This window comes from Streptomyces sp. NPDC056987, from assembly GCF_042673865.1.
Lineage (GTDB): Bacteria > Actinomycetota > Actinomycetes > Streptomycetales > Streptomycetaceae > Streptomyces.
Genome location: NZ_JBHURV010000045.1, coordinates 55878 through 76248 on the forward strand (window position 1 = coordinate 55878; position 20371 = coordinate 76248).

At 70.9% G+C, this 20371-nt stretch carries 14 protein-coding genes, 1 tRNA gene and 1 pseudogene; 8 read left to right on the forward strand and 8 right to left on the reverse strand.

What is annotated here, in order from left to right; all coding sequences use genetic code 11:
- Positions 1–137 precede the first annotated feature (137 nt).
- From ACFTZC_RS35550 to ACFTZC_RS35565, 4 genes and pseudogenes are all read right to left on the reverse strand, one after another.
- Positions 138–1180, reverse strand: a pseudogene (locus tag ACFTZC_RS35550) (LacI family DNA-binding transcriptional regulator).
- 109 nt (positions 1181–1289) lie between these two features.
- Positions 1290–2159, reverse strand: a complete 870-nt coding sequence (locus ACFTZC_RS35555; RefSeq protein WP_382897116.1) for a carbohydrate ABC transporter permease — start codon at positions 2157–2159, stop codon at positions 1290–1292.
- Complete coding sequence (locus ACFTZC_RS35560) at positions 2149–3168, reverse strand: carbohydrate ABC transporter permease (protein WP_382897117.1); 1020 nt, start codon at positions 3166–3168, stop codon at positions 2149–2151. Before ACFTZC_RS35560 ends, ACFTZC_RS35555 begins: the two co-directional genes overlap by 11 nt.
- Position 3169: 1 nt before the next feature.
- Entirely contained in the window at positions 3170–4456 is a 1287-nt protein-coding gene (locus ACFTZC_RS35565; protein ID WP_382897119.1) for an ABC transporter substrate-binding protein, read from the reverse strand.
- Between the two features lie 601 nt (positions 4457–5057).
- Between ACFTZC_RS35565 and ACFTZC_RS35570 the strand changes: the two genes are divergently transcribed.
- Positions 5058–6179, forward strand: coding sequence for a peptidoglycan recognition family protein (locus ACFTZC_RS35570; RefSeq protein WP_382897121.1), 1122 nt, complete (start codon positions 5058–5060; stop codon positions 6177–6179).
- Positions 6180–6323: 144 nt separating this feature from the next.
- Complete coding sequence (locus tag ACFTZC_RS35575) at positions 6324–7535, forward strand: cytochrome P450 (RefSeq protein ID WP_382897124.1); 1212 nt, start codon at positions 6324–6326, stop codon at positions 7533–7535.
- 18 nt (positions 7536–7553) lie between these two features.
- On the opposite strand, the gene ACFTZC_RS35580 is transcribed toward ACFTZC_RS35575, so the two are convergent.
- The 4 genes from ACFTZC_RS35580 to ACFTZC_RS35595 all read right to left on the reverse strand — a co-directional run bounded on the left by ACFTZC_RS35580 (position 7554) and on the right by ACFTZC_RS35595 (position 11967).
- A complete protein-coding gene (locus ACFTZC_RS35580) occupies positions 7554–9863 on the reverse strand; it encodes an FdhF/YdeP family oxidoreductase (RefSeq protein ID WP_382897126.1) in 2310 nt (769 codons plus the stop codon).
- Positions 9864–9907: 44 nt separating this feature from the next.
- Positions 9908–10420, reverse strand: a complete 513-nt coding sequence (locus ACFTZC_RS35585; protein WP_382897129.1) for an SRPBCC family protein — start codon at positions 10418–10420, stop codon at positions 9908–9910.
- A 247-nt stretch (positions 10421–10667) separates the two neighbouring features.
- On the reverse strand, positions 10668–11717 hold the full coding sequence (locus tag ACFTZC_RS35590) for a MerR family transcriptional regulator (protein ID WP_382897131.1): 1050 nt from the start codon (positions 11715–11717) through the stop codon (positions 10668–10670).
- A gap of 176 nt (positions 11718–11893) precedes the next feature.
- Positions 11894–11967 (reverse strand) — tRNA-Pro (locus tag ACFTZC_RS35595).
- Positions 11968–12217: 250 nt separating this feature from the next.
- On the opposite strand from ACFTZC_RS35595, the gene ACFTZC_RS35600 reads away from it, so the two are divergent.
- The 6 genes from ACFTZC_RS35600 to ACFTZC_RS35625 all read left to right on the forward strand — a co-directional run bounded on the left by ACFTZC_RS35600 (position 12218) and on the right by ACFTZC_RS35625 (position 20101).
- Positions 12218–12865: a transketolase gene (locus ACFTZC_RS35600; protein ID WP_382897150.1), complete on the forward strand. Its 648-nt coding sequence runs from the start codon at positions 12218–12220 to the stop codon at positions 12863–12865.
- A gap of 63 nt (positions 12866–12928) precedes the next feature.
- Positions 12929–13828, forward strand: a complete 900-nt coding sequence (locus ACFTZC_RS35605; protein ID WP_382897134.1) for a transketolase family protein — start codon at positions 12929–12931, stop codon at positions 13826–13828.
- An 83-nt stretch (positions 13829–13911) separates the two neighbouring features.
- Positions 13912–14439: a DUF664 domain-containing protein gene (locus tag ACFTZC_RS35610; RefSeq protein ID WP_382897135.1), complete on the forward strand. Its 528-nt coding sequence runs from the start codon at positions 13912–13914 to the stop codon at positions 14437–14439.
- A 203-nt stretch (positions 14440–14642) separates the two neighbouring features.
- On the forward strand, positions 14643–15500 hold the full coding sequence (locus ACFTZC_RS35615) for an aldo/keto reductase (protein ID WP_382897137.1): 858 nt from the start codon (positions 14643–14645) through the stop codon (positions 15498–15500).
- Positions 15501–15681: 181 nt separating this feature from the next.
- Positions 15682–19143 (forward strand): ThuA domain-containing protein, encoded by a 3462-nt coding sequence (locus ACFTZC_RS35620; RefSeq protein ID WP_382897140.1) that lies wholly within the window; start codon positions 15682–15684, stop codon positions 19141–19143.
- A gap of 232 nt (positions 19144–19375) precedes the next feature.
- Positions 19376–20101, forward strand: coding sequence for a sugar phosphate isomerase/epimerase family protein (locus ACFTZC_RS35625; RefSeq protein WP_382897152.1), 726 nt, complete (start codon positions 19376–19378; stop codon positions 20099–20101).
- Positions 20102–20371 lie beyond the last annotated feature (270 nt).

Genomic DNA, 20371 nt, shown 5'->3' on the forward strand with positions numbered 1-20371 from the left:
GCCGCGCCGGGGGCCTCCGAGTGTTCACCCCACGTCCGGCCCGCCGCGCGGCGTTCGGGGACGGGCGCGGGTCGCCACCCGGACGGGTTGTTCCGAGGCCCCGTCCGGGTGGGAGGCGCGGCCGCGGAACGACTCGGTCAGGCCGAGGCCCGTACCACCAGTTCCGGGCGCACCCAGGCGTCCGCGCCGCTCAGTGGCTCCTCGCCCGCGCGCAGCCGGGCCACCTGCTCGACGGCGAGCCGGCCGAGCTGCCGCTTGTCGAGGTGCAGGGTGGTCAGGGCGGGTTCCACCAGTTCGCCCAGGGAGAGCCCGTCGAACCCCATGACGGCGAGGTCGTCGGGGACACGCCGGCCGTGCCGCCGGGCGGCGCGCATCGCTCCGACCGCGATCAGATCGTTGAAGCCGAAGACCGCGGTGACCTCGGGCCGTACCTTCAGCAGCCGTTCAAGACCCGCCTCGCCGCCCGCGACGCTGTGCTCGGGGCACAGCACGACCCAGCTCCCGTCGAGCGCCAGGCCGTGCCGGCGCGCCTCGGCCAGAAAGGCCTCCCGCCGGGGGCCGGGAGCGTCCGGCCGGTCGCCGTCCAGCATGCCGATCCTGCGGTGCCCCGCGCGGACCAGGTGGGCGACGCCCTGCGCCAGTCCGGCGGCCGCGTCGATGCCCACGGCGGCGAACCGGGTCTGCTGGGGGCCGCGCTCCAGCAGGACGAGGGGTACGCCGCCGAGGTGCCGGGCGAGGGCGTCGTCCTCGTTCTTGAAGTAGCCCACGACCGCGTCCGTCTGGTGTGACAGTACGTCGAGGGCCTCGCGCTCCCGGGCGTCGTCGGTGCGGGTGTCCCACACCACCACCTGCCAGCCGCGCTGCTCCGCGGCCTCCAGCACACCGGCGGCCACCTCGGGGAAGAACGGGTTCATCAGGTCCGGGATCACCAGACCCGCGGTCACCGCCCCTTTGCGGACGAGGCCCCGCGCGAACCGGCTCGGCCGGTAGTCCAGCAGACGGGCCGTCTCCAGCACCCGTTCCTTCGTGGCCGGGTCGATTTCTCCCTTGTTGTTGACCGCCCGGGAGACCGTCTGTCGTGATACCCCGGCCAGTCGCGCGACATCGTGGATCGTGGCCCGGTGGTGAGGGCCGTCAGGCTCGTCGATCGTGGCTCCCGTTGCTGGTTGTCGGCCCACACGCTGCGCACTGTAGCCGGTCACGACGGCTCCGGCGCCAGGTGATTTACGGAGTTCGCGGAGGGGGAACGGGAGCGATTCCACGTCACCGCCGTCCGGTTCCACGCGCACTCACATCTTCGTCGCCCCCGCGGCCAGGTCCCGCAGGAAGTGCCGCGCCCCGATCAGGAAGACGACGATCAGCGGGACGACGCTCATCAACGCCCCCGCCATCACCAGGGCGTAGTCGGTGTTGTAGGCCACGTTGAGGTTGGCGAGGGCGACCTGGAGGGTGAGCCGGTCGGGGTTGACCAGGACGACCAGCGGCCAGATGTAGTCGTTCCAGATCTGGATGAAGGTGAAGATACCGAGGAACGCCAGGGCGGGCCGGAAGAGGGGCAGCGCGATCCGCGCGTACAGCCGGAAGAAGCCCGCGCCGTCGATCCGTCCGGCGTCGAGGAGTTCGTCGGGCAGCGAGTTCTGCGCGTACTGGCGCATCCAGAAGATGCCGAACGCGTTGGCGGCGCCGGGAATGATCAGCGCCTTCAGCGTGCCGGCCCACCCGAACTCGGCCATGGTGACGAACTGCGGCACCAGGGAGAGCTGCGCGGGGATCATGTACGTCGCCATGAGGGCGCCGAAGAGGAACTTCTTGGCCGGGAAGTCGTACTTGGCGAAGGCGAAGGCGGCCAGGGAGTCGAAGAACAGCACCAGGACCGTGCCCGTCACGGCGACCACCACGGTGTTGAACAGCGAGGTGAAGAAGTCGATGCGGTGGATCACCTCCTGCATGTTGTGCAGCAGTTGGGTGCCCGGCACAAGTGTGGGCGGATAGCTCAGGATGTCCTGACTGGTGACCGAGGCCATCACCACCAGCCAGTAGAAGGGGAACATCGAGACCAGTACCCCGAGGAGCAGGGCCGCACGGACCCAGATCCGGGCCGCCCTGCTGCCGGCGCCGATGGCGAGCCCCGCGTGCGAGGCCGAGGGGTCAGCGGCCATTGCGGGCCCCCTTGCGCAGGGTGAAGCCACGCCGGTCGTCGCGGTCGGAGCCCGAGACCAGCCGCCAGTTGATGACGGCGAAGAGCGCGATGATCGCGAACAGGAGCCAGCCCATCGCGGCCCCGTAACCGAACTGGAGGTCGTTGAACGACCTCTGCCACAGATAGAGCACGATGGTCATACCTTCCTGGCCGGGACCACCGGTGGATCCCGGGTCGTCCGAGTAGAAGAGCACTTGGGGCTCGGTGAAGATCTGCAGGCCGTTGATGGTGGACGTGATGACGGCGAACAGGATCACCGGACGCAACTGCGGGACCACGACCCGGAAGAGGACCTGCCGGCTGTTCGCCCCGTCGACCCGGGCGGCCTCGAAGAGCTCCGTGGGAATGGCCTGGATACCGGCGAGGAAGATCAGGGCGTTGTAGCCGACCCATCGCCAGATGATCATGATCGAGACGGCCGCCTTGATGCCGAGGTCCGAGTCCAGCCACCCGACGCCGTCCACCCCGACCGCCTTGAGCAGCGAGTTGGCCAGGCCGGTCTGGGCGAAGACCGAGCCGAAGACGATGGTCATGGCGACCATCGAGGTGACGTTGGGGATGAAGTACGCGACCCGGTAGGCGGCGGAGAAGCGCACCTGCGAATGGAGCAGGAAGGCGAGCCCCAGGGCCAGGAAGAGCATCGGCACCGTGGAGAAGAGCCAGATCTCGAAGGTGTTGAGGATCGCGTGCCAGAACACCGGGTCGTGGAGCAGCCATTCGTACTGCCGCAGCCCGACGAAGCGCATGTCACCGATGCCGTCCCAGTCCTGGAAGGACAGGTAGAGCGAGAAGAACACGGGGAAGGCCCCGAAGACGGCGAAGAGCAGGTAGTACGGGGAGATGGCGAGGTACGAGGGCAGGTGGCGCCGCCACCGCCCGGGCGGCCCCCCGGCGCGGGCGGGCCGGCCGGCCGCCCCCTTGCCGCTGGGGGCGGCCGGGGCCTCGGGGGCTTCCGCTACGGTCGCCATGTCAGCTCACCCCCCGCTGGGACAGCGCGGTCTCGGCGGCGTTCATGGCGTCCCGCCAGGCCTTGTCGGGGTTCTTGCCGAGCGTTTCCACGTTGGTCAGCTCCTGGAAGACGGGGGTGTTGGCGGTCGCCTCGTAGGGGCTGGAGTAGATGACCGGGGCTTTCTCGGCGGCCGGGCCGAAGACGTCCACAGGGATCTGACCGCCGAAGAAGGGGTCGGGTTCACGCATCGGCGGCGTGGTGTACACGGACGGCGTCGTGGGGAACAGCGCCATCTCCTGATAGCTCTTCAGCTGGTTCTCGGGCCCGAGCATCCACCTGAGGAAGGCGAACGCCCCTTCCGGGTCGCGGCAGTAGCGCGTGACGCCCACGTACGAGCCGCCGTAGTTGGTCGGCCCGCCCGGCATCGCGGTCAGCCGCCAGGAACCGGAGGTCCTCGGTGCCACGTTCTTGAGGCCGTTGATCCCCCACACCGCGTTGAGGAGGGAGGCGACCCGGCCGCCGCTGACGGCCGCGTTGTAGTCGGGCTGGTTGTCCAGGAACCCGGCGCTGAGTCCCTGACGGTGGGCTTCCACGGCCACGTCCCAGGCGTGTTTGACGTGCTCCTGGTCGCCGATGAAGCGGTCGTCGGCGTCGACGAACTGCCGCGGGCTCTGGTAGAGGACCATCCGGAAGACGTAACTGATCTGCGAGACCAGGTAGGGCTTGCCGGGCGCCCTGGCCTTGAGGGTCCGGCCCACCGAGAGGTACTTCTCCCAGGTGGAGGTGGCCTCGGCGACCTCTCCCGGCTCGGTGGGCAGTCCCGCCTTCCCGAAGAGGTCCGGGCGGTAGTAGAGCGCTGTCGGCCCCGCGTCGAGAGGGAAGCCGATCAGCCGGCCCGTCGGGCTGATGCCGCTCTTCCACTTCCATTCCAGGTACTGGTCCTCGACGGCCTCCGCTCCGAGGTCCCGCAGGTCCAGGAACTCCTGTTCGTCCGGGAAGAACTCGGAGATGCCGGAGTTCACACAGGCCAGGTCCGGCACGTAGGCCTGCGCGGCCATGCTGGTGCGCAGCTTCGACTTGTACTCGCCGGCGATCGGCGCGCCCTTCACCTTCAGTCCGGGCGCTCCGGGCACCGACCGCGCGGAGGCGGCGAGGAGTTCCTCGCTCAGCGCCCCCTTCCAGTACCAGATGCTGAGATGGTCGGTGCCCGCGGAGGCCGAGCCGTTGCCCGCCCCGCATCCCGGCAGACCCAACAGGGCGGCGCCCGCGCCCCCCAGGGAGGCCCCCAGCAGACGCCTGCGGGACATCGTTCGGTGTTCCATGGGCTCGCACTCGCTTTCCGGGCACGGCTCGGCCGGGGCATGCGCCGGCTCGGCCCGCTGACGGGGTGGGGAAGATCGTGAACAGCGTCGACAACCGACTACGCCGACCACGCCGACATTGACGCTGACACCGACAAATCTGACAACGATGTCAGCCGGTGATTCCAGGGCTCTGGCCGACATCGTCGCAACTCCGTGAACGTTCACGTGAACGTTGCCGTCGAGTATCGGCGCGGCCGAAAACCAGTGTCAAGAGACGTGCGTCGGCTAGATGACGACGTGTTTCCCGGTGGTGCGCTCCTCGCCGCGGCACGGCCCCGGCGGCGCCGCCGGAACCGGGCGGGCAGCCACGGGGGCAACGGGGGCAACCGTGCGGGCTGCCACACGAGCCGTCGTGCGGGCGGTCGTGCGGGCCGTCGCGCGGCCACCGCGCGGGAGCAACTTCCCACCGCTTCTTTGAGGTTAGGGTGACGCCAGCGACCGACGAGGCGCGTGCGCGCTTCGCCGCCCGCCGCTCCCGCCGCGCGGCCCCACCCGGCCGGAACGCCGGGTTCGCACGGTTGTCGACCATTCGAGAGGACCCAGCATGGCCCATCCGTTCTCCTTGACGCGCCGCACCGTCTTCAGAGCGGCCGCCGTCGCGGCGGGCGTTGCCGCCGTGCCGACGCTCCTCCCGGCCGTGTCCGCCAAGGCCGCCCGTACGGTCCGGGTACCCGGCACCCGCGCGAAGGCCGTCGCCGGAGCCGCCGCGCGGGCCGTGGAAGCGGACTTCCCCATCGGGTACGTGGGCGTCACCTGGAGCGGACCCCAGCGGGGCGCCGGCATCAGGCTGCTGGGACAGGACGGCAACCGCGGGGCGTGGACGGCGCTCCGGCCGACGTGCGTGGCCGGCGCCGACGCGGACGGCCCCGCGTCGTCGGGGCGCGTCAGCGTGCTCGTCCCGGCCGACGGGGCGGCGGGGTACGAGCTGCGGTTCCCGGACGGGGCCACCGACACGCGCTCCACCGCCATCGACACGGTCAACGGCCCGGCCGTCGAACGCGCCGTCACCACCACGACGGGGGAGTTCCTCGGCATCGACTACATCACCCGGGCGGGGTGGGGCGCCGACGAGTCCCTTCGCTTCAAGGCCGACGGCAGCGAGAACTCGCCACAGACCTACTACCCGGCCCAGACCCTGACGGTGCACCACACGGCGGGCGCCAACGGCGACGCGGATCCGGCGGCCACCATCCGGGCGTACTACCACCTGCACGCGATCGAGAACGACTGGGGCGACATCGGCTACCACTTCCTGATCGACGGAGCGGGCCGTGTCTACGAAGGCCGTTACTCGGGCACGGACGGCATGCCCGCCCATGACGCCGACGGAAAGATGGTGACCGCCTTCCACGCCGCCGGCTTCAACTCCGGCAATCTCGGCATCGCGCTGCTGGGTACGTTCACCGACCAGTCGCCGACGCCCGAGACCCGGCAGTCGCTCACCAGGCTGCTGGCGGCGCTCTCCACGTATCACGGCTTCGATCCGCAGGCCGCCGTGACCTTCGTCAACCCGGTCAACGGCGTGACGAAGGACGTCCAGATGATCAGCGGTCACCGTGACTGGCTCGTCACCGACTGCCCCGGCGCCACGCTGTACGACGGACTGCCCGCCCTGCGCGCGGACGTCGCCGCGGCGCGGTCGCAGAACCGGGCTCGCAGCCTCTGAGACCGGCAGCGCCGGCCGGTGCCTCCCACCGGTGAGGGAGGCACCGGCCGGCGGCGGCCGGTTCCGGCCGGCGTCGCGGCGGCCGGTCCCCGGCCGCGCCGCGGTGCGGTGCGGTGCGGGACTCGCGCTGTCTAGGGTGGGGCCATGCCCATCTCAACTCCCGCTCCGCCGCCCTTCCTTGATCCCGAGCTGACCGCCGGGCTGACCACCGATCCGTACTCCGCGTACGCACGGCTCCGCGAGGCGGGGCCCGTCCACCGCGTCGCGGGGACGGACGGGCTGCCGGCCTGGCTGGTCACGCGCTACGACGACGTACGCCAGGCCCTCGCCGATCCGCGGCTCTCCCTGGACAAGCGCAACGCGGCGCCGGGCGGCTACCAGGGGATGGCGCTGCCGCCGGCGCTGGACGCCAACCTGCTGAACATGGATCCGCCCGACCACACCCGCATCCGGCGCCTCGTGTCCCAGGCGTTCACCCCGCGGCGTATCGCCGTCCTGCGCGAACCCGTCAGGAAGACGGCCGACCTGCTGCTGGACGCCATCGCACCGCACGGCCACGCCGATCTGATCGCCTCCTACGCCGCGCCGCTGCCGATCACCGTGATCTGCGATCTGCTGGGCGTGGCCCCGCACGACCGGCAGGACTTCAGGTCCTGGACCGACGCCCTGGTGGCCCCGGACCCCACGCGGCCGGACCGCGCCAAGGAAGCCGTCCGGTCCATGCTGGCCTTCTTCACCCGGCTCATCGCCGACAAGCGGGCCGCCCCCGCCGACGACCTGGTCTCCGACCTGATCGCCGTACGCGACCACGAGGACCGGCTGAGCGAGGACGAGCTCATGTCCCTGGTCTTCCTCATCCTGTTCGCCGGGTACGAGAACACGGTCCATCTGATCGGCAACGCCACCCTGGCCCTGCTCAGCCACCCCGCCCAACTCGCCGCGCTCCGCGCCGACCCCGGCCGGCTGAGCGGCGCGGTCGAGGAGCTGGCCCGCTACGACGGGCCCGCGCCCCTGGCCATCCGCCGGTTCCCCACCGAGGACATCACCATCGGCGGGGTCGGCATTCCGGCCGGTGAGACCGTCCTGCTGTCGCTGGCCTCCGCGCACCGCGACCCGCACCGCTACGCCGAACCCGACCGCCTCGACATCGGCCGCGACGCCACCGGTCACCTCGCCCTCGGTCACGGCATCCACTACTGCCTCGGCGCGCCCCTGGCCCGTATGGAGACCGAGGTCGCCCTCGCCGCCCTCCTCGACCGCTTCCCCGGGCTCGCCCTCGACACCCCGCCGGAGGGCCTGAAGTGGCGGCCGTCGCTGCGCGCCCGCGGCCTGCTCGCGCTGCCGGTCAGCTACTGACGGGCGAGCAGAGGCTCGTCAGCGCTGCGCCGCCGGACCCCGTGGTTCCAGGCGGACCACGATGCCTTTGGAGGTCGGCGTGTTGCTGGTGTCGGCCACGCTGTCCAGCGGTACGAGGACGTTGGCCTCGGGGTAGTAGGCGGCGGCGCAGCCGGGGGCCGTGGGGTAGGAGACGAGCCGGAAGTCCTCGGCACGCCGCTCGGTGCCGTCCTGCCCGACACCGACCACGTCCACCTGGGCACCGTCCTTCAGCCCGAGGGCGCGCAGGTCGGCGGGGTGGACGAGCACGATCCGGCGGGATCCGTGGATGCCGCGGTACCGGTCATCGGTCGTGTAGGGCACGGTGTTCCACTGGTCGTGGGAGCGCAGCGTCTGGAGCAGGAGATGCCCTTCCGGGGCGCTCAGCGCCTCGAACGCGTTGCGGGTGAACAGTGCTTTGCCGCTGGGGGTGGGGAAGACGCCCTCGTTCACGGGGTTCGGCAGCGCGAAGCCGCCCGGCTTGCGCACCCGTGTGTTGAAGTTCTCGAAGCCGGGCACGACGCGCGCGATGCGGTCCCTGATGTTGCCGTAGTCCGCCTCGAAGTCTTCCCAGGGGACGGGCACCTTGTCGCCGAGTGTGCGCCGGGCCAGCCTGCTGAGGATCGCGACCTCGCTGAGCAGGTGGCTCGACGCCGGGTCCAGGCGCCCGGACGAGGCGTGCACCTGGCTCATGGAGTCCTCGACGGTGATGAACTGCTCTTCGCCGTTCCGACAGTCCCGCTCGCTGCGGCCGAGGGTGGGGAGGATCAGGGCCGTGTCGCCGCAGACGGTGTGGGAGCGGTTCAGTTTGGTGGAGATGTGCGCGGTGAGGCGGCAGCCGCGCATCGCCTTCTCGGTGAGGCCGCTGTCGGGGGCGGCCCGTACGAAGTTGCCCGCGAGACCGAGAAAGACCCTGGCCCGGCCCTCCAGCATCGCCCGGATGGAGGCGACCGTGTCCAGCCCGTGGTGGGTGGGCGGGGTGAAGCCGAACTCGCGTGCCAGCGCGTCCAGGAACTCCTTGGGCATCTGCTCCCAGATCCCCATGGTCCGGTCGCCCTGGACGTTGCTGTGTCCGCGTACGGGGCAGACGCCGGCGCCGGGCCGGCCGATGTTCCCGCGCAGGAGCTGGAAGTTCACCAGCTCGCGGATGGTGGGCACCCCGTGCTTCTGCTGGGTGAGCCCCATGGCCCAGCAGACGACGATCCGCTCGCTGGCCAGGACGCGGTCCCGCAGTTCCTCGATCTGGTCCCGCGTCAGACCGGTGGCCGCCAGGACCTCCGGCCAGGAGACGGTGGCACGGAGGTGGGCGGCGAACTCCTCGAACCCGCTGGTGTGCCGGTCGATGAACTCCCGGTTCAGCACCGTCCCCGGCGCGGTGTCCTCGGCCTCCAGCAGGAGCAGGTTCAGCGCCTGGAAGAGGGCCAGGTCGCCACCCAGCCGGATCTGGAGGAACTGGTCGGCGATGGTGGTACCCCGGCCGACCACCCCACGCGGCTTCTGCGGGTTCTTGAAGCGCATGAGGCCCGCTTCGGGGAGTGGGTTGACAGCGACGATCCGCCCGCCCCGGCGCTTGGTCTCCTCCAGTGCGGAGAGCATCCGCGGGTGGTTGCTTCCCGGGTTCTGCCCCACGGTGAGCACCAGGTCGGCCTGGTGGATGTCCAGCAGGCTCACATCGCCCTTGCCGATGCCCAGCGTCTCGTGCAGGGCCGCGCCGCTCGACTCGTGGCACATGTTGGAGCAGTCGGGGAGGTTGTTGGTCCCCAGGGCCCGGGCGAAGAGCTGGAGAACGAAGGCGGGCTCGTTGCCGGCCCGGCCCGAGGTGTAGAAGATCGCCTCGTCCGGGGAGTCCAGGGCCCGCAGTTCGTCGGCGATCAGGCCCAGGGCGTCGTGCCAGTTGATCGGCTCGTAGTGATCCGCGCCCGGCCGCTTCACCATGGGCCGGGTGAGCCGGCCCTGCTGGTTCAGCCACCGGTCCGAGGCTCGTCCCAGTTCGGAGACCGAATGCCGCCGGAAGAACTCCGGAGTGACGCGCCGCGTGGTGGCTTCGTCGTTGGCGTGCTTGGCGCCGTTCTCGCAGTACTCGTTCCGGTGGCGTTCGCCCGGCGCGGGGTCCGGCCAGGCGCAGCCCGGGCAGTCGAAGCCCTTGGTCTGGTTGATGTCGAGCAGGTTCAGTGCCGTACGGCGGGCCGTCGTCTCCCCCAGGGAGTACTCGACCGCGTGCGCCACCGCCGGGACTCCGGCCGCCCACTTCTTCGGCGGAGTGATCTTCGCCTGCTCGCCGCCCGGGTCACCGTTCGATGATGCTCGCACCGCCACAACCTTCCGCTTCGGGTCTTCACGTCGTACGGGCTGCTTCAGCCGGTCGGCCAGTTCGGCACGTGCGGCGGCGGACGGTCCGAGTCCGGTTCCACCTGCCCACCGCTGATCGTTCCCCGCCACTGCCCGGTCTCCCGGCCCTGGCCCTCGATGTACTCCTTGAACCGCCGGAGATCCGCGCGCACCTGTCTGCGGACCAGGCCCAGGGCGTCGGCGGCGCGCTCGGCGGCGCCGCGCGGCGTGAAACCGATACGGAGGGTGACCCGGCAGCGGGTGTCGCCCAGCGACCGGAACCGCACCGATCCGGTCAGTCGGGGCGTGCCCACCGTGCGCCACTCCACCCGGTCGTCGGGGCGCTGCTCGGTGATCTCCGCGTCGAACTCACGGGACACGCCGCCGAATCCGGTCACCCAGTGCGTCATGGAGGAGCGCGGCCGGTCCACTCGGCGCACTCCGCTCATGAACTGGGGAAAACACTCGAACTGGGTCCACTGGTTGTAGGCCGTACGGACCGGCACGTCGACGTCGACCGCGCCTTCGATGACGCTCATGGTTGCCCTGCCTCTCCGCGACGCCACAGGTGCACGCCGCACCCGGCCGTGGTGCCATGTCACGGGGTGCCCGTCCCGCGCGATTTCAATCCCGGCGATGTCGTACGAAAACCACTGTGGCCCGAGTGGGAGGCCGCCGCCTGTCGGAGGCCGGGGCCGGAGGCGGTGGGCGGGGCGGACGGTGTGACGACGAGGCCCCGCCGGTCTCCGGCGGGGCCTCGTCGTCACACGTGCTCTCACCCAGCTCTCACGAACTGCGCGTACTCCCCCGGACAGGGCCTGCCTCGCCGGCCGGCGAGGCTGAGCGGTCCCCGCACTCCGGCATTTCCCCGTCCGGATGATCACCAACGGCGCCGTCGACCGCACCGTCCACAGCCGTGTTCCAGGTAGCGGGTGCGTCTTGGGCGATGCATAGTTCTAAGGCCAGTTCCATACAGCGCAGGCGGGCCGGGGAGAAGTCGTAGGGCATCTTGCCGATGGCTTCGAACGCGCTCATGGAGCCGGCCTCCCGCCTGCCGACGCCGAGGTCGGCCTCGTCCTCGCTGTCATCGGCGGCAGGAGGGTGCAACGTGTCCCAGGCGTCGAAGAGGGCGTCTTCGTCCTTGTCCAGGCCGGACTCCTCGACGGCGGCGTGCAGGGCGCTTTCGAAGGCGTGCCGCTCGGCGGCCACGTGAGCCACCCGTGGATCATCGACGGCGACGCTGTCATCGAGTGCCTCCTCGGCGTCGTCGATGCGGTCGGATTCCTCCCGCAGAGTGGGATGCGTGGCCAGGACGATGAAGCGGGTGGCCTGGACGGCCGCGCCGAGCGGGCCGAAGATCCGCTCGGTGACCAGCAGAGTGTCCAGGTCCGCCTGACGCAGGGAGCCCTCGGGCAGGCCCTTGAAGCGGTCGGTGACGAAGTCGGAGAGCAGGCCCATCCGGCTGCCTTCGGTGCGCATCCGCTGCACGGCGGTCCGCTGCCGCCGCAACTCCGCCTCCTGCTCGGCGAGGGTTTCCTCCAACCGCTCCAGGATGCCCGCGATATCTTCTCCGCTGTCCGCACCGATGGAAGCCGTGCCGGTGGTAAAGGCGTCACGGATGTCGTCCAGGGCGATCCCGGCGTCGGCCATCTTGCGGATCCACAGCAAGCGGATCATGTCCTCGTACCCGTAGCGGCGGCGGTCATCGCCGCCCCGCTCTGGCTCGGGGAGCAGGCCGATCTCGTGGTAGTGGCGAATCGCCCGTGGCGTGCTGCCGGCGAAGGCCGCCGCGTCACCGATCTTGACCTGGCGGGGTGGCATGAAGGACGAATGCATGAGCCGGGACCTTTGCTCAAGGGATCAGGACGTACGTCCACGGGACCACATGCCGCTACGGAAGGTGCAACCCCCTGCCCCCGTGGTCCCCAACTGGTCTCCAACTGGTCCCCAGGAACAACGGAAAGGCGGTACCGGATTTCTCCGATACCGCCTGCGACCTGCGAAAACACAAGTCGGGACGACAGGATTTGAACCTGCGACCCCTTGACCCCCAGTCAAGTGCGCTACCAAGCTGCGCCACGTCCCGATGCCCGTCTGACCTGCGGTTTCCCCGGCCCGATCGCGCATGAGAACAATACCGCACTCGGGCCGGTGGTCACGAATCGCTTTCCGGGCGGACCGGACGGGGACGCCTTGACCTCAAGTGCGCTTGACGTTGCACCGTGGCTCGTATGACGACGACAGAGACGACCCGCGCGAACGGTACGGAAGGCAACAACGGCACCGACGGCACCGACGGCACGCTCACCGGCTCGGCGCGGGAGCTGAACCGGCTCATGGCCCTGATGACCGGCGACGAGAAGCACGGGCCCGCCGCGACCTCCACCCTCGACGCCCTCTGGGTGCTCTACGACCGGGTGCTGCGCGTGACGCCGGGGAGCGTCGACGACGCCGGGCGGGACCGGTTCCTGCTCTCCAAGGGGCACGGGCCGATGGCGTACTACGCGGTCCTCGCCGCCAAGGGGTTCCTCGCCGAGGAGCTGCTGCCCGGCTTCGGCTCGTACGGCTCACCGCTCGGCCACCACCCCGACCGGACCCTGCTGCCGGGGGTCGAGATCGGCAGCGGCTCCCTGGGGCACGGGCTGCCCCTCGCCGTGGGCAGCGTGCTCGGGCTGCGGGCGCGGGGGCTCACGGAGCCGCACGTGTGGGTGCTGATCGGTGACGCGGAGCTGGACGAGGGCAGCAACCACGAGGCGCTCGCCTTCGCCGGTCCCGCCGGGCTCGAACAGCTCCACACCCTCGTGATCGACAACAGCTCCGCGACCCACGGCTGGCCCGGCGGTATCGCCTCCCGGTTCGAGGCGGCCGGCTGGTCGGCCGAGACCGTCGACGGCCGCGACCACGAGGCGCTGTACGCCGCCTTCACCGCGCCGCACGCCGGGCGGCCCCGCGCCGTCGTGGCCCGGGTCGAGCCCAAGAACTGACCACGCCCCCCATCGCCCCCCGTACGACGCACGGGACACGGGAACCGAGAGAGGTACAGCTCCATGGACACCATGCGTGACCGTTTCATCTCCACCACCTCCCGGCTGCTGGACGAGGACCCGCGTCTCGCGGTCGTCCTCGCCGAGATCAGCGGCGACGGCTTCACGGCGGCACAGCGCCGCCATCCGGACCGGGTGATCAATGTCGGGATCCGCGAGCAGCTCCTGGTCGGCGTGGGCGGCGGCCTCGCGCTCGCCGGGCTGCGCCCGATCGTGCACACCTTCGCCAGCTTCCTGATCGAGCGCCCCTTCGAGCAGGTCAAGCTGGACTTCGGCCATCAGGGAGTGGGCGGGGTGCTGGTGAGCGCCGGGGCGTCGTACGACTTCCCCTCGGCCGGCTTCACCCATATGTCGCCGGGGGATGTCGCCCTGCTGGACACGCTCGACGGCTGGACGGTGCATGTGCCCGGCCACCCCGACGAGGCCGAGGCCCTGCTGCGGCACGCCGCCGCCGGGGACGACCGGGTCTACGTACGGCTGTCGCTCCAGAGCAACAGCCGGGCGCGTGAGGTGGCCGGGACCGGCTTCAGCACCGTACGCGAGGGAAGGGGCGGCGTCGTGGTCGCCGTCGGGCCGCTGCTGGACAACGTGCTGGCGGCGACGGAGGGCCTCGACGTGACGGTGCTGTACGCCGCGACCGTGCGGCCCTTCGACGGCGCGGCGCTGCGCCGGGCGGTGGCGGGCGCGGACCGGGCCGATGTGGTGATCGTGGAGCCGTATCTCGCCGGGACCTCCACGGCCGCCGCCAGCGACGCGCTGGAGGCGGTACCGCACCGGGTGCTGGGGCTCGGGGTGGCCCGCCGTGAGCTGCGCCGGTACGGCTCGCTCGACGAGCAGGTCGCGGCGCACGGGCTGGACCCGGCCGCGCTGCGCGAGCGCGTCTCGGCGTTCCTGGCGCGCTGACCTCTCCGGCGGGAGCGATCCTGGAGTCCGCACGGGGCCGCCGCGGCGCGGCCGAGAATTTCGGAGCACCGAGGGAGCCCGCCATGACCGTGACCCCGACCAGCGCGAGCGCGGAACTGCTCGTCGACGCCTTCGGCCGTATCCGGGAGACGGTCCACGACGCGGTCGACGGGCTCTCCCCCGACGAGTTGGAGGTGCGGATCGACGACGGGGCCAACTCCATCGCCTGGCTGGTCTGGCACCTCACCCGGATCCAGGACGACCACCTCGCGGATGCCGCCGGTACGGAGCAGGTGTGGACGGCGCAGGGCTGGCACGGGCGGTTCGGGCTGCCGTTCCGGCCGGGCGCCACCGGTTACGGGCACTCCGCCAAGGACGTGGCGAGGCTCGGCGGGGTCACGGCCGAGCTGCTGGCCGGGTACCACGACGCCGTCCATGACCGGACCGTCGCGTATCTCGGGACGCTGGCGGACGCGGATCTCGGGCGGATCGTCGACGAGGCGTGGACCCCGGCCGTCACCCTGGGGGTGCGGCTGGTCAGCGTCATCTCCGACGATCTCCAGCACGCCGGCCAGGCGGCCTTCGTCCGGGGCTGGCTGGAGCGGCCCTGAGCCGGGAACCTGGCCGATCTCCGGGTGAGATGACGCGCCCTCGTGATGTTTCGGAGCATTTCAACGTGTTCCGAAGCGTTTCGGTGTGTTCCGGCATGTTCCGACGAGGAATTGTCGTCTTCTGTTGGACGCGTAGCCGATCAACAGCGAGGCTGGGGCAGGAACCGGCAGCACGTCCCCAGCAGGAAAGGTGTGCCCCCACCATGAAGACTCGCCGCATCGGAACCGTCGACGTCAGCGCGATCGGGCTCGGAGGTATGCCCATGTCCATCGAGGGCCGGCCCGACGAGGCCCGCTCCCTCGCGACTCTGCACGCCGCGCTGGACGCCGGTGTGACACTGATCGACACGGCCGACGCCTACCACCTTCTCGCCACCGATGTCGGTCACAACGAGACCCTGATCGCCAAGGCGCTCGCCTCCCACCCGCGCGGGCCGGAGGTTCTCGTGGCCACGAAGGGCGGCCATCTGCGCCCCGGCGACGGTTCGTGGACCTTGGACGGCTCCCCCGAGCACCTGAGGCGCGCCTGCGAGGCGTCGCTGGGACGGCTCGGGGTGGAGTCGATCGGGCTGTACCAGTTCCACCGCCCGGACCCGAAGGTGCCGTACGAGGAGTCGATCGGCGCCCTGCGTGATCTGCTCGACGAGGGCAAGATACGGCAGGCGGGCATCTCCAACGCGAACCCGGCACAGATCCGTTCGGCGAACGAGATCCTCGGCGGGCGACTGGTCTCCGTGCAGAACCAGTTCTCGCCCGCCTTCCGTTCCAGCGAGCCGGAGCTGGAACTCTGCGCGGAGCTGGGGATCGCGTTCCTGCCGTGGAGCCCGTTCGGCGGCATCAAGAACGCCGGTGAACTCGGCTCCTCGTACGCCCCGTTCGCCCGGATCGCGGAGGCGCACGGGGTCAGCCCGCAGCGGGTCTGCCTGGCCTGGATGCTGGCCAAGTCGCCCACGGTGGTGCCGATCCCCGGCTCCAGCCGGCCCGAGACGATCGTCGACTCGGTGGCGGCGGCGGAGCTCGTCCTCACCCCGGCCGAGGTGGCGGAGCTGGACGCCGCCTGACGCGGTGGGACGGGTCCGGGCGGCGTCGTACGCCCGCGGCGGCGCCCGGTCCGTCCCGACACCCCTGTCGCAGAAGGCCCTTCCGACCCATTGCCTCTCCGTGATACGGGGACCTACGCTGTGCGACGTACTCCTGAAAGCGCTTTCTAACCCGCCGGCCCAACCAGCACCGGGAGCGCCTATGAGAGCCAAGTCGCCCTTTCTCGTGATCATCGCGTTGCTCGCGCTCGTCCTCGGTGCCGGGGTGGCCGCCCCGCCCCCGGCCGAGGCGGCGCCGTTCCGCGTTCTGGTCTTCTCCAAGGTCACCAACTTCGAGCACGACTCGATTCCCGCCGGTATCAAGGCTGTTGAGCGACTCGGCAGCGAGAACGGCTTCGACGTGGAGGCCACGTCCGACGCCGCCGCCTTCACCGAGGAGAATCTGTCCCGCTTCCAGGCGATCGTCTTCAACAACACCAACTCCACACCGGAGAGCGGTGATCTGCTCGACGCCGCCCAGCGCACCGCCCTCCAGGGGTTCGTGCGCGGGGGCGGCGGCTGGGTCGGGCTGCACTCCGCGTCCGCCAGCGAGCGCGACTGGAGCTGGTACGAGGGGCTGGTCGGCGCGGTCTTCGACAAGCACCCGGCCGTCCAGACGGGCCGGGTGAAGGTACTCGACCGTACGCACCCCTCCACCCGTGACCTGCCGCAGCTCTGGGAGCGTACGGAGGAGTGGTACAACTGGCGCACCAACCCGACGGGGAAGGTGCACACCCTCGCCCAGATCAAGGTGAACGACGGGATCGACGGCCTGGACGAGGGCGTCGACCATCCGTGGTCCTGGTGCCAGAACTACGACGGCGGACGCTCCTGGTTCACCGCCGGCGGGCATGACGCGGCCTCCTTCGAGGAGGACGCCTTCCTCTCGCACCTGCTCGGCGGCATCCAGTGGGCGGCGGGCAACAAGCCCGGCGACTGCACCGCCAACCGTACGAGCGCCTACCAGCGCACCCCGCTGGTCACCAGCGACCTCGCCGACCCCTTCGAGCTGGCCGTGGCCCCCGACCGCCGGGTCTTCTTCATCGAGCGCACCGGCAAGCTCAAGGTGATCGACCAGGAGTCGCTCCAGGTCTCGACCGCGCTGGACTTCGCGTACACGCCGGAGATGACGAGCCAGTCCGACGGACTCCTCGGCCTCGCGCTCGACCCGGACTTCGCGGCGAACCAATGGCTCTACCTGCTGCACTCCGACAAGAACGAGAAACAGATCAACCTGTCGCGCTTCACGGTCACGGGCGACACCGTCGATCCCGCCTCCGAGAAACGCCTGCTCACGTTCCCGACGCTGCGCGGCGAGGGCCGGGCGAACTCGCACATGGCCGGGTCGATCGCCTTCGACAAGAACGGTGACCTGTACGTCGCGACCGGCGACAACACCGATCCGTTCGCCTCCGACGGCTTCACCCCGATCGACGAGCGCGCGGGGCGCCGCGCCTGGGACGCCCAGGGGACGGCCGGCAACACCAACGACCTGCGCGGCAAGGTCCTGCGGATCACACCGCGGGACGACGGCACGTACACCGTTCCCGAGGGCAATCTCTTCGCCCCGGGTACGGAACTCACCCGTCCCGAGATCTACGCGATGGGCCTGCGCAACCCGTTCCGCATCACCACCGATCCGCGGAGCGGAGCAGTACTGGTGGGCGACTACGGGCCCGACGCGCGCGCCGCCGTCGCCGACCGGGGGCCCGAGGGAACGGTCGAGTACAACCGGATCACCAAGGCCGGGAACTACGGCTGGCCGTACTGTGTCGGCGCCAACACCCCGTTCAACGACTACGACTTCGCGACCGGCACCCCCGGCGCCAAGTTCGACTGCGCGAACCTGGTCAACGACTCGCCGAACAACACCGGCCTGCGCGAACTGCCGCCCGCCGCACCGGCGACGGTCTGGTACGCCTACTCGGCCTCGGCCGAATTCCCCGAACTGGGCACGGGCGGCGGCGCGCCGATGAGCGGCCCGGTCTACGACTACGACCCGGACAACACCTACCCGTCCAAGTTCCCCGAGTACTTCGAGGGGAAGTGGCTGGTCTACGAGCTGACCCGGACCTGGTTCAAGACCTTCTCGTTCCAGGAGAAGGACCAGACGTTCACCGATCCGCGGTTCCCCCCGGTGAAGGCCGGTGACCTCCAGTCGATCAACGGCGTGTTCGGCGACATGAAATGGAACCAGCCCTTCGACGCGGACTTCGGCCCCGACGGCGCCCTGTACGTCATCGACTTCGGGCTCGGCAGCGGCACGGGCCGCGGCGGCAGCAACGAGGGCTCCGGCATCTACCGGATCGACCATGTCGGGGACGACCGGCTGCCCGAGGCCAAGACCGCGGCGACCCCGGACACCGGGGCGGCGCCGCTCACCGTCGCGTTCTCCAGCGCGGGCTCCGGACTGCCCGACGGCCAGCCGCTCCGCTACGCATGGGACTTCGACGGTGACGGGACCACCGACTCGACGGAGCCCAACCCGTCCCATGTCTACCGGGAGAAGGGCCGGTTCACCGCCCGGCTCACCGTCACCGGACCGACCGGGCTGACCGGGCTCTCGGTCCAGGAGATCACCGTCGGCAACACCCGTCCGGTGGTGACGATCCAACAGCCCCCGGACGGCGGGGTCTTCCGCTTCGGCGACACCATCCCGTTCACCGTGAAGGTGCAGGACCGGGAGGACGGGAAGACCGGACCGGGCGGCAGGATCGACTGCTCCCGGGTGGTCGTCCAGTCCCAGCTCGGCCATGACAGCCACCTCCACCCGCTGGACAACTACACCGGCTGCACGGGGGAGATCGTCACCGACGCCGGGGACAGTCACGGCCCCGGGCAGAACCTGTACTACGGGATCACCGCGCGCTACGAGGACAAGGGCGGCGCGGGCGGCGTGCCCGCCCTCACCGGCTCGGCCTCGCTGACCCTGCGCACCGCCTTCCGCGAGGCGGAGCACCGCACGTCGACCGGCGGCGCGCACGGCGGGGCGGAGACCGTGGACCGCGCCGACTCCTCCGGCGGCAAGCGGCTCGGTGAGATCGAGGACGGCGACTGGATCGCCTTCGACCCGGTATCGCTGAAGGGCATCGGTTCGGTGACGGTCGGGGCCTCCTCGGGCGGCATCGGCGGGGACATCGAGTTCCGCGCGGACTCCCCCACCGGCCCGCTGCTGGGCAAGGTGACCGTGCCCGTCACCGGCGGCTACGGCAACATCGTCTCCCCCACCACCGATCTCGTCGACCCCGGGCGCACGGTGAAGCTGTACGCCGTCTTCACCAACCCCGCCTGGACCGCGCAGGGTCCGGATCTGCTCGCGGTGGACTGGCTGCACTTCAACGGCACCGGTGTCGAGAAGAAACCGGCCACGAAGGTGACGGTCGGGGCGACGGCGGACGGCTCGGCGCCGCGCGCCTTCCAACTCACCTCGAAGGTCAAGCCGTTGGCCGGGCGCACCATCACCTCGTACCACTGGGACTACGGCGACAACACCAAGCCGACCGGTACGGAGGGCCCGAGCGCGACGCACACCTACGCCCGGGCGGGCACGTACACGGCGCGGCTGACCGTCACCGACGACCGGGGCGACACGACGACGGGCGCGGTCCGTGTCGACGCACGCTGAGAGGGGAAGTGGGATGAGCCACGAGAGCCACGGAAGCCGCGCGAGCGATGAAAACCATGGGAGCCATGGGAGCCGTATAAGCCTCAACGGCGCCATCGGCAGGGCGGTCACCGGCAGACGGGCGTTCCTCGGCGCGGCGGCGGGGACGGCCGTCGCGCTGAGCGGCGCGGGGAGCGCGAGCGCCACCGATCGCGGACGGCGGCACCGGCGGATCCCGCCGTCCGCGATCGGCATGCACCTGTACACCATGCGCACCCCGCTGGCCTCGGACTTCGGCGGCACACTGGAGCGGCTGGCCCGGATCGGCTACGCGACGGTCGGGGTCAGCGGCCGGCACGGGCACAGCGCGGCGGCCATCCGCGCGATGCTGGACGCCACCGGGCTGCGGGCGGTGCTCGAACATGTCGCCTACCCCACGGTCACCGGGAGCGGCCTGCCGCAGGCGATCGAGGACGTCCGGGTGCTCGGCGGCCGGTGGATCGTGGTGCCGAGCCTGCCCACCACGATGCACTCACCGGCCGGATACCGCGAGGCGGCACGGCAGTTCAACGCGGCGGGGCTGCTCGCGCGCCGCTCCGGGCTCCGGGTGCTCTTCCACAACCACGACGGCGACCACGCCACCGTCGACGGGGAGAGCCTGTACGGCATCCTGCTCAAGGAGACCGATCCGGAGCTGGTGGGTTTCGAGCTGGATGTGTACTGGGCGTCGAAGGGCGGTGACGATCCACGCCGGCTGTTCGTGACCCACCCCGGCCGGTTCCCGGCGCTGCACGTCAAGGACATGACGCCGGAGGGCGGGTTCGAGGACGTCGGCTCCGGTGTGCTGGACTTCCCGGCGATGTTCGACACGGCGCGGTCCGGGGGCGTACGGCAGTGGCTGGTGGAGCACGACACACCGGCCGACCCGTTCCTGACGGCGCTGCGCAGCTACCGGTATCTGGCGCGGCTGCGCTACTGAGCCGCGTACGGGCGAGCCGCGCGCCGGTCGGGGCGCGCGGCTCACCCATGCGCGGGCCGGTAGGGGCGCGGCTCGCCCATGCGTGGGCCGGTCGACGTGGGGCTCAACCGTACGCGGGCCGGTCGACGTAGGGCCGGTCAGCGGGACGAGGGCCCGAACGGGCCGCCGCTCGACATGGCAGGAGCCGGGTGCGGGGCACGGCCCGGACCCCGCCCCACCCCGCCCGCCCCGGGCCCCCCACGCGGAGGCCCCCCCCCGCACCCACCCGAA

What these genes read in the sequence shown, in the direction of transcription:
- ACFTZC_RS35570 (WP_382897121.1), top strand. Translation starts at nt 5,058, where the DNA reads ATGGCCCATCCGTTCTCCTTGACGCGCCGCACCGTCTTCAGAGCGGCC.
- ACFTZC_RS35610 (WP_382897135.1), top strand. Translation starts at nt 13,912, where the DNA reads ATGACCGTGACCCCGACCAGCGCGAGCGCGGAACTGCTCGTCGACGCC.
- ACFTZC_RS35585 (WP_382897129.1), bottom strand. Translation starts at nt 10,420, where the DNA reads ATGAGCGTCATCGAAGGCGCGGTCGACGTCGACGTGCCGGTCCGTACG.
- ACFTZC_RS35575 (WP_382897124.1), top strand. Translation starts at nt 6,324, where the DNA reads ATGCCCATCTCAACTCCCGCTCCGCCGCCCTTCCTTGATCCCGAGCTG.
- ACFTZC_RS35625 (WP_382897152.1), top strand. Translation starts at nt 19,376, where the DNA reads ATGCACCTGTACACCATGCGCACCCCGCTGGCCTCGGACTTCGGCGGC.
- ACFTZC_RS35615 (WP_382897137.1), top strand. Translation starts at nt 14,643, where the DNA reads ATGAAGACTCGCCGCATCGGAACCGTCGACGTCAGCGCGATCGGGCTC.
- ACFTZC_RS35555 (WP_382897116.1), bottom strand. Translation starts at nt 2,159, where the DNA reads ATGGCCGCTGACCCCTCGGCCTCGCACGCGGGGCTCGCCATCGGCGCC.
- ACFTZC_RS35605 (WP_382897134.1), top strand. Translation starts at nt 12,929, where the DNA reads ATGGACACCATGCGTGACCGTTTCATCTCCACCACCTCCCGGCTGCTG.
- ACFTZC_RS35560 (WP_382897117.1), bottom strand. Translation starts at nt 3,168, where the DNA reads ATGGCGACCGTAGCGGAAGCCCCCGAGGCCCCGGCCGCCCCCAGCGGC.
- ACFTZC_RS35620 (WP_382897140.1), top strand. Translation starts at nt 15,682, where the DNA reads ATGAGAGCCAAGTCGCCCTTTCTCGTGATCATCGCGTTGCTCGCGCTC.
- ACFTZC_RS35590 (WP_382897131.1), bottom strand. Translation starts at nt 11,717, where the DNA reads ATGCATTCGTCCTTCATGCCACCCCGCCAGGTCAAGATCGGTGACGCG.
- ACFTZC_RS35565 (WP_382897119.1), bottom strand. Translation starts at nt 4,456, where the DNA reads ATGTCCCGCAGGCGTCTGCTGGGGGCCTCCCTGGGGGGCGCGGGCGCC.
- ACFTZC_RS35600 (WP_382897150.1), top strand. Translation starts at nt 12,218, where the DNA reads ATGGCCCTGATGACCGGCGACGAGAAGCACGGGCCCGCCGCGACCTCC.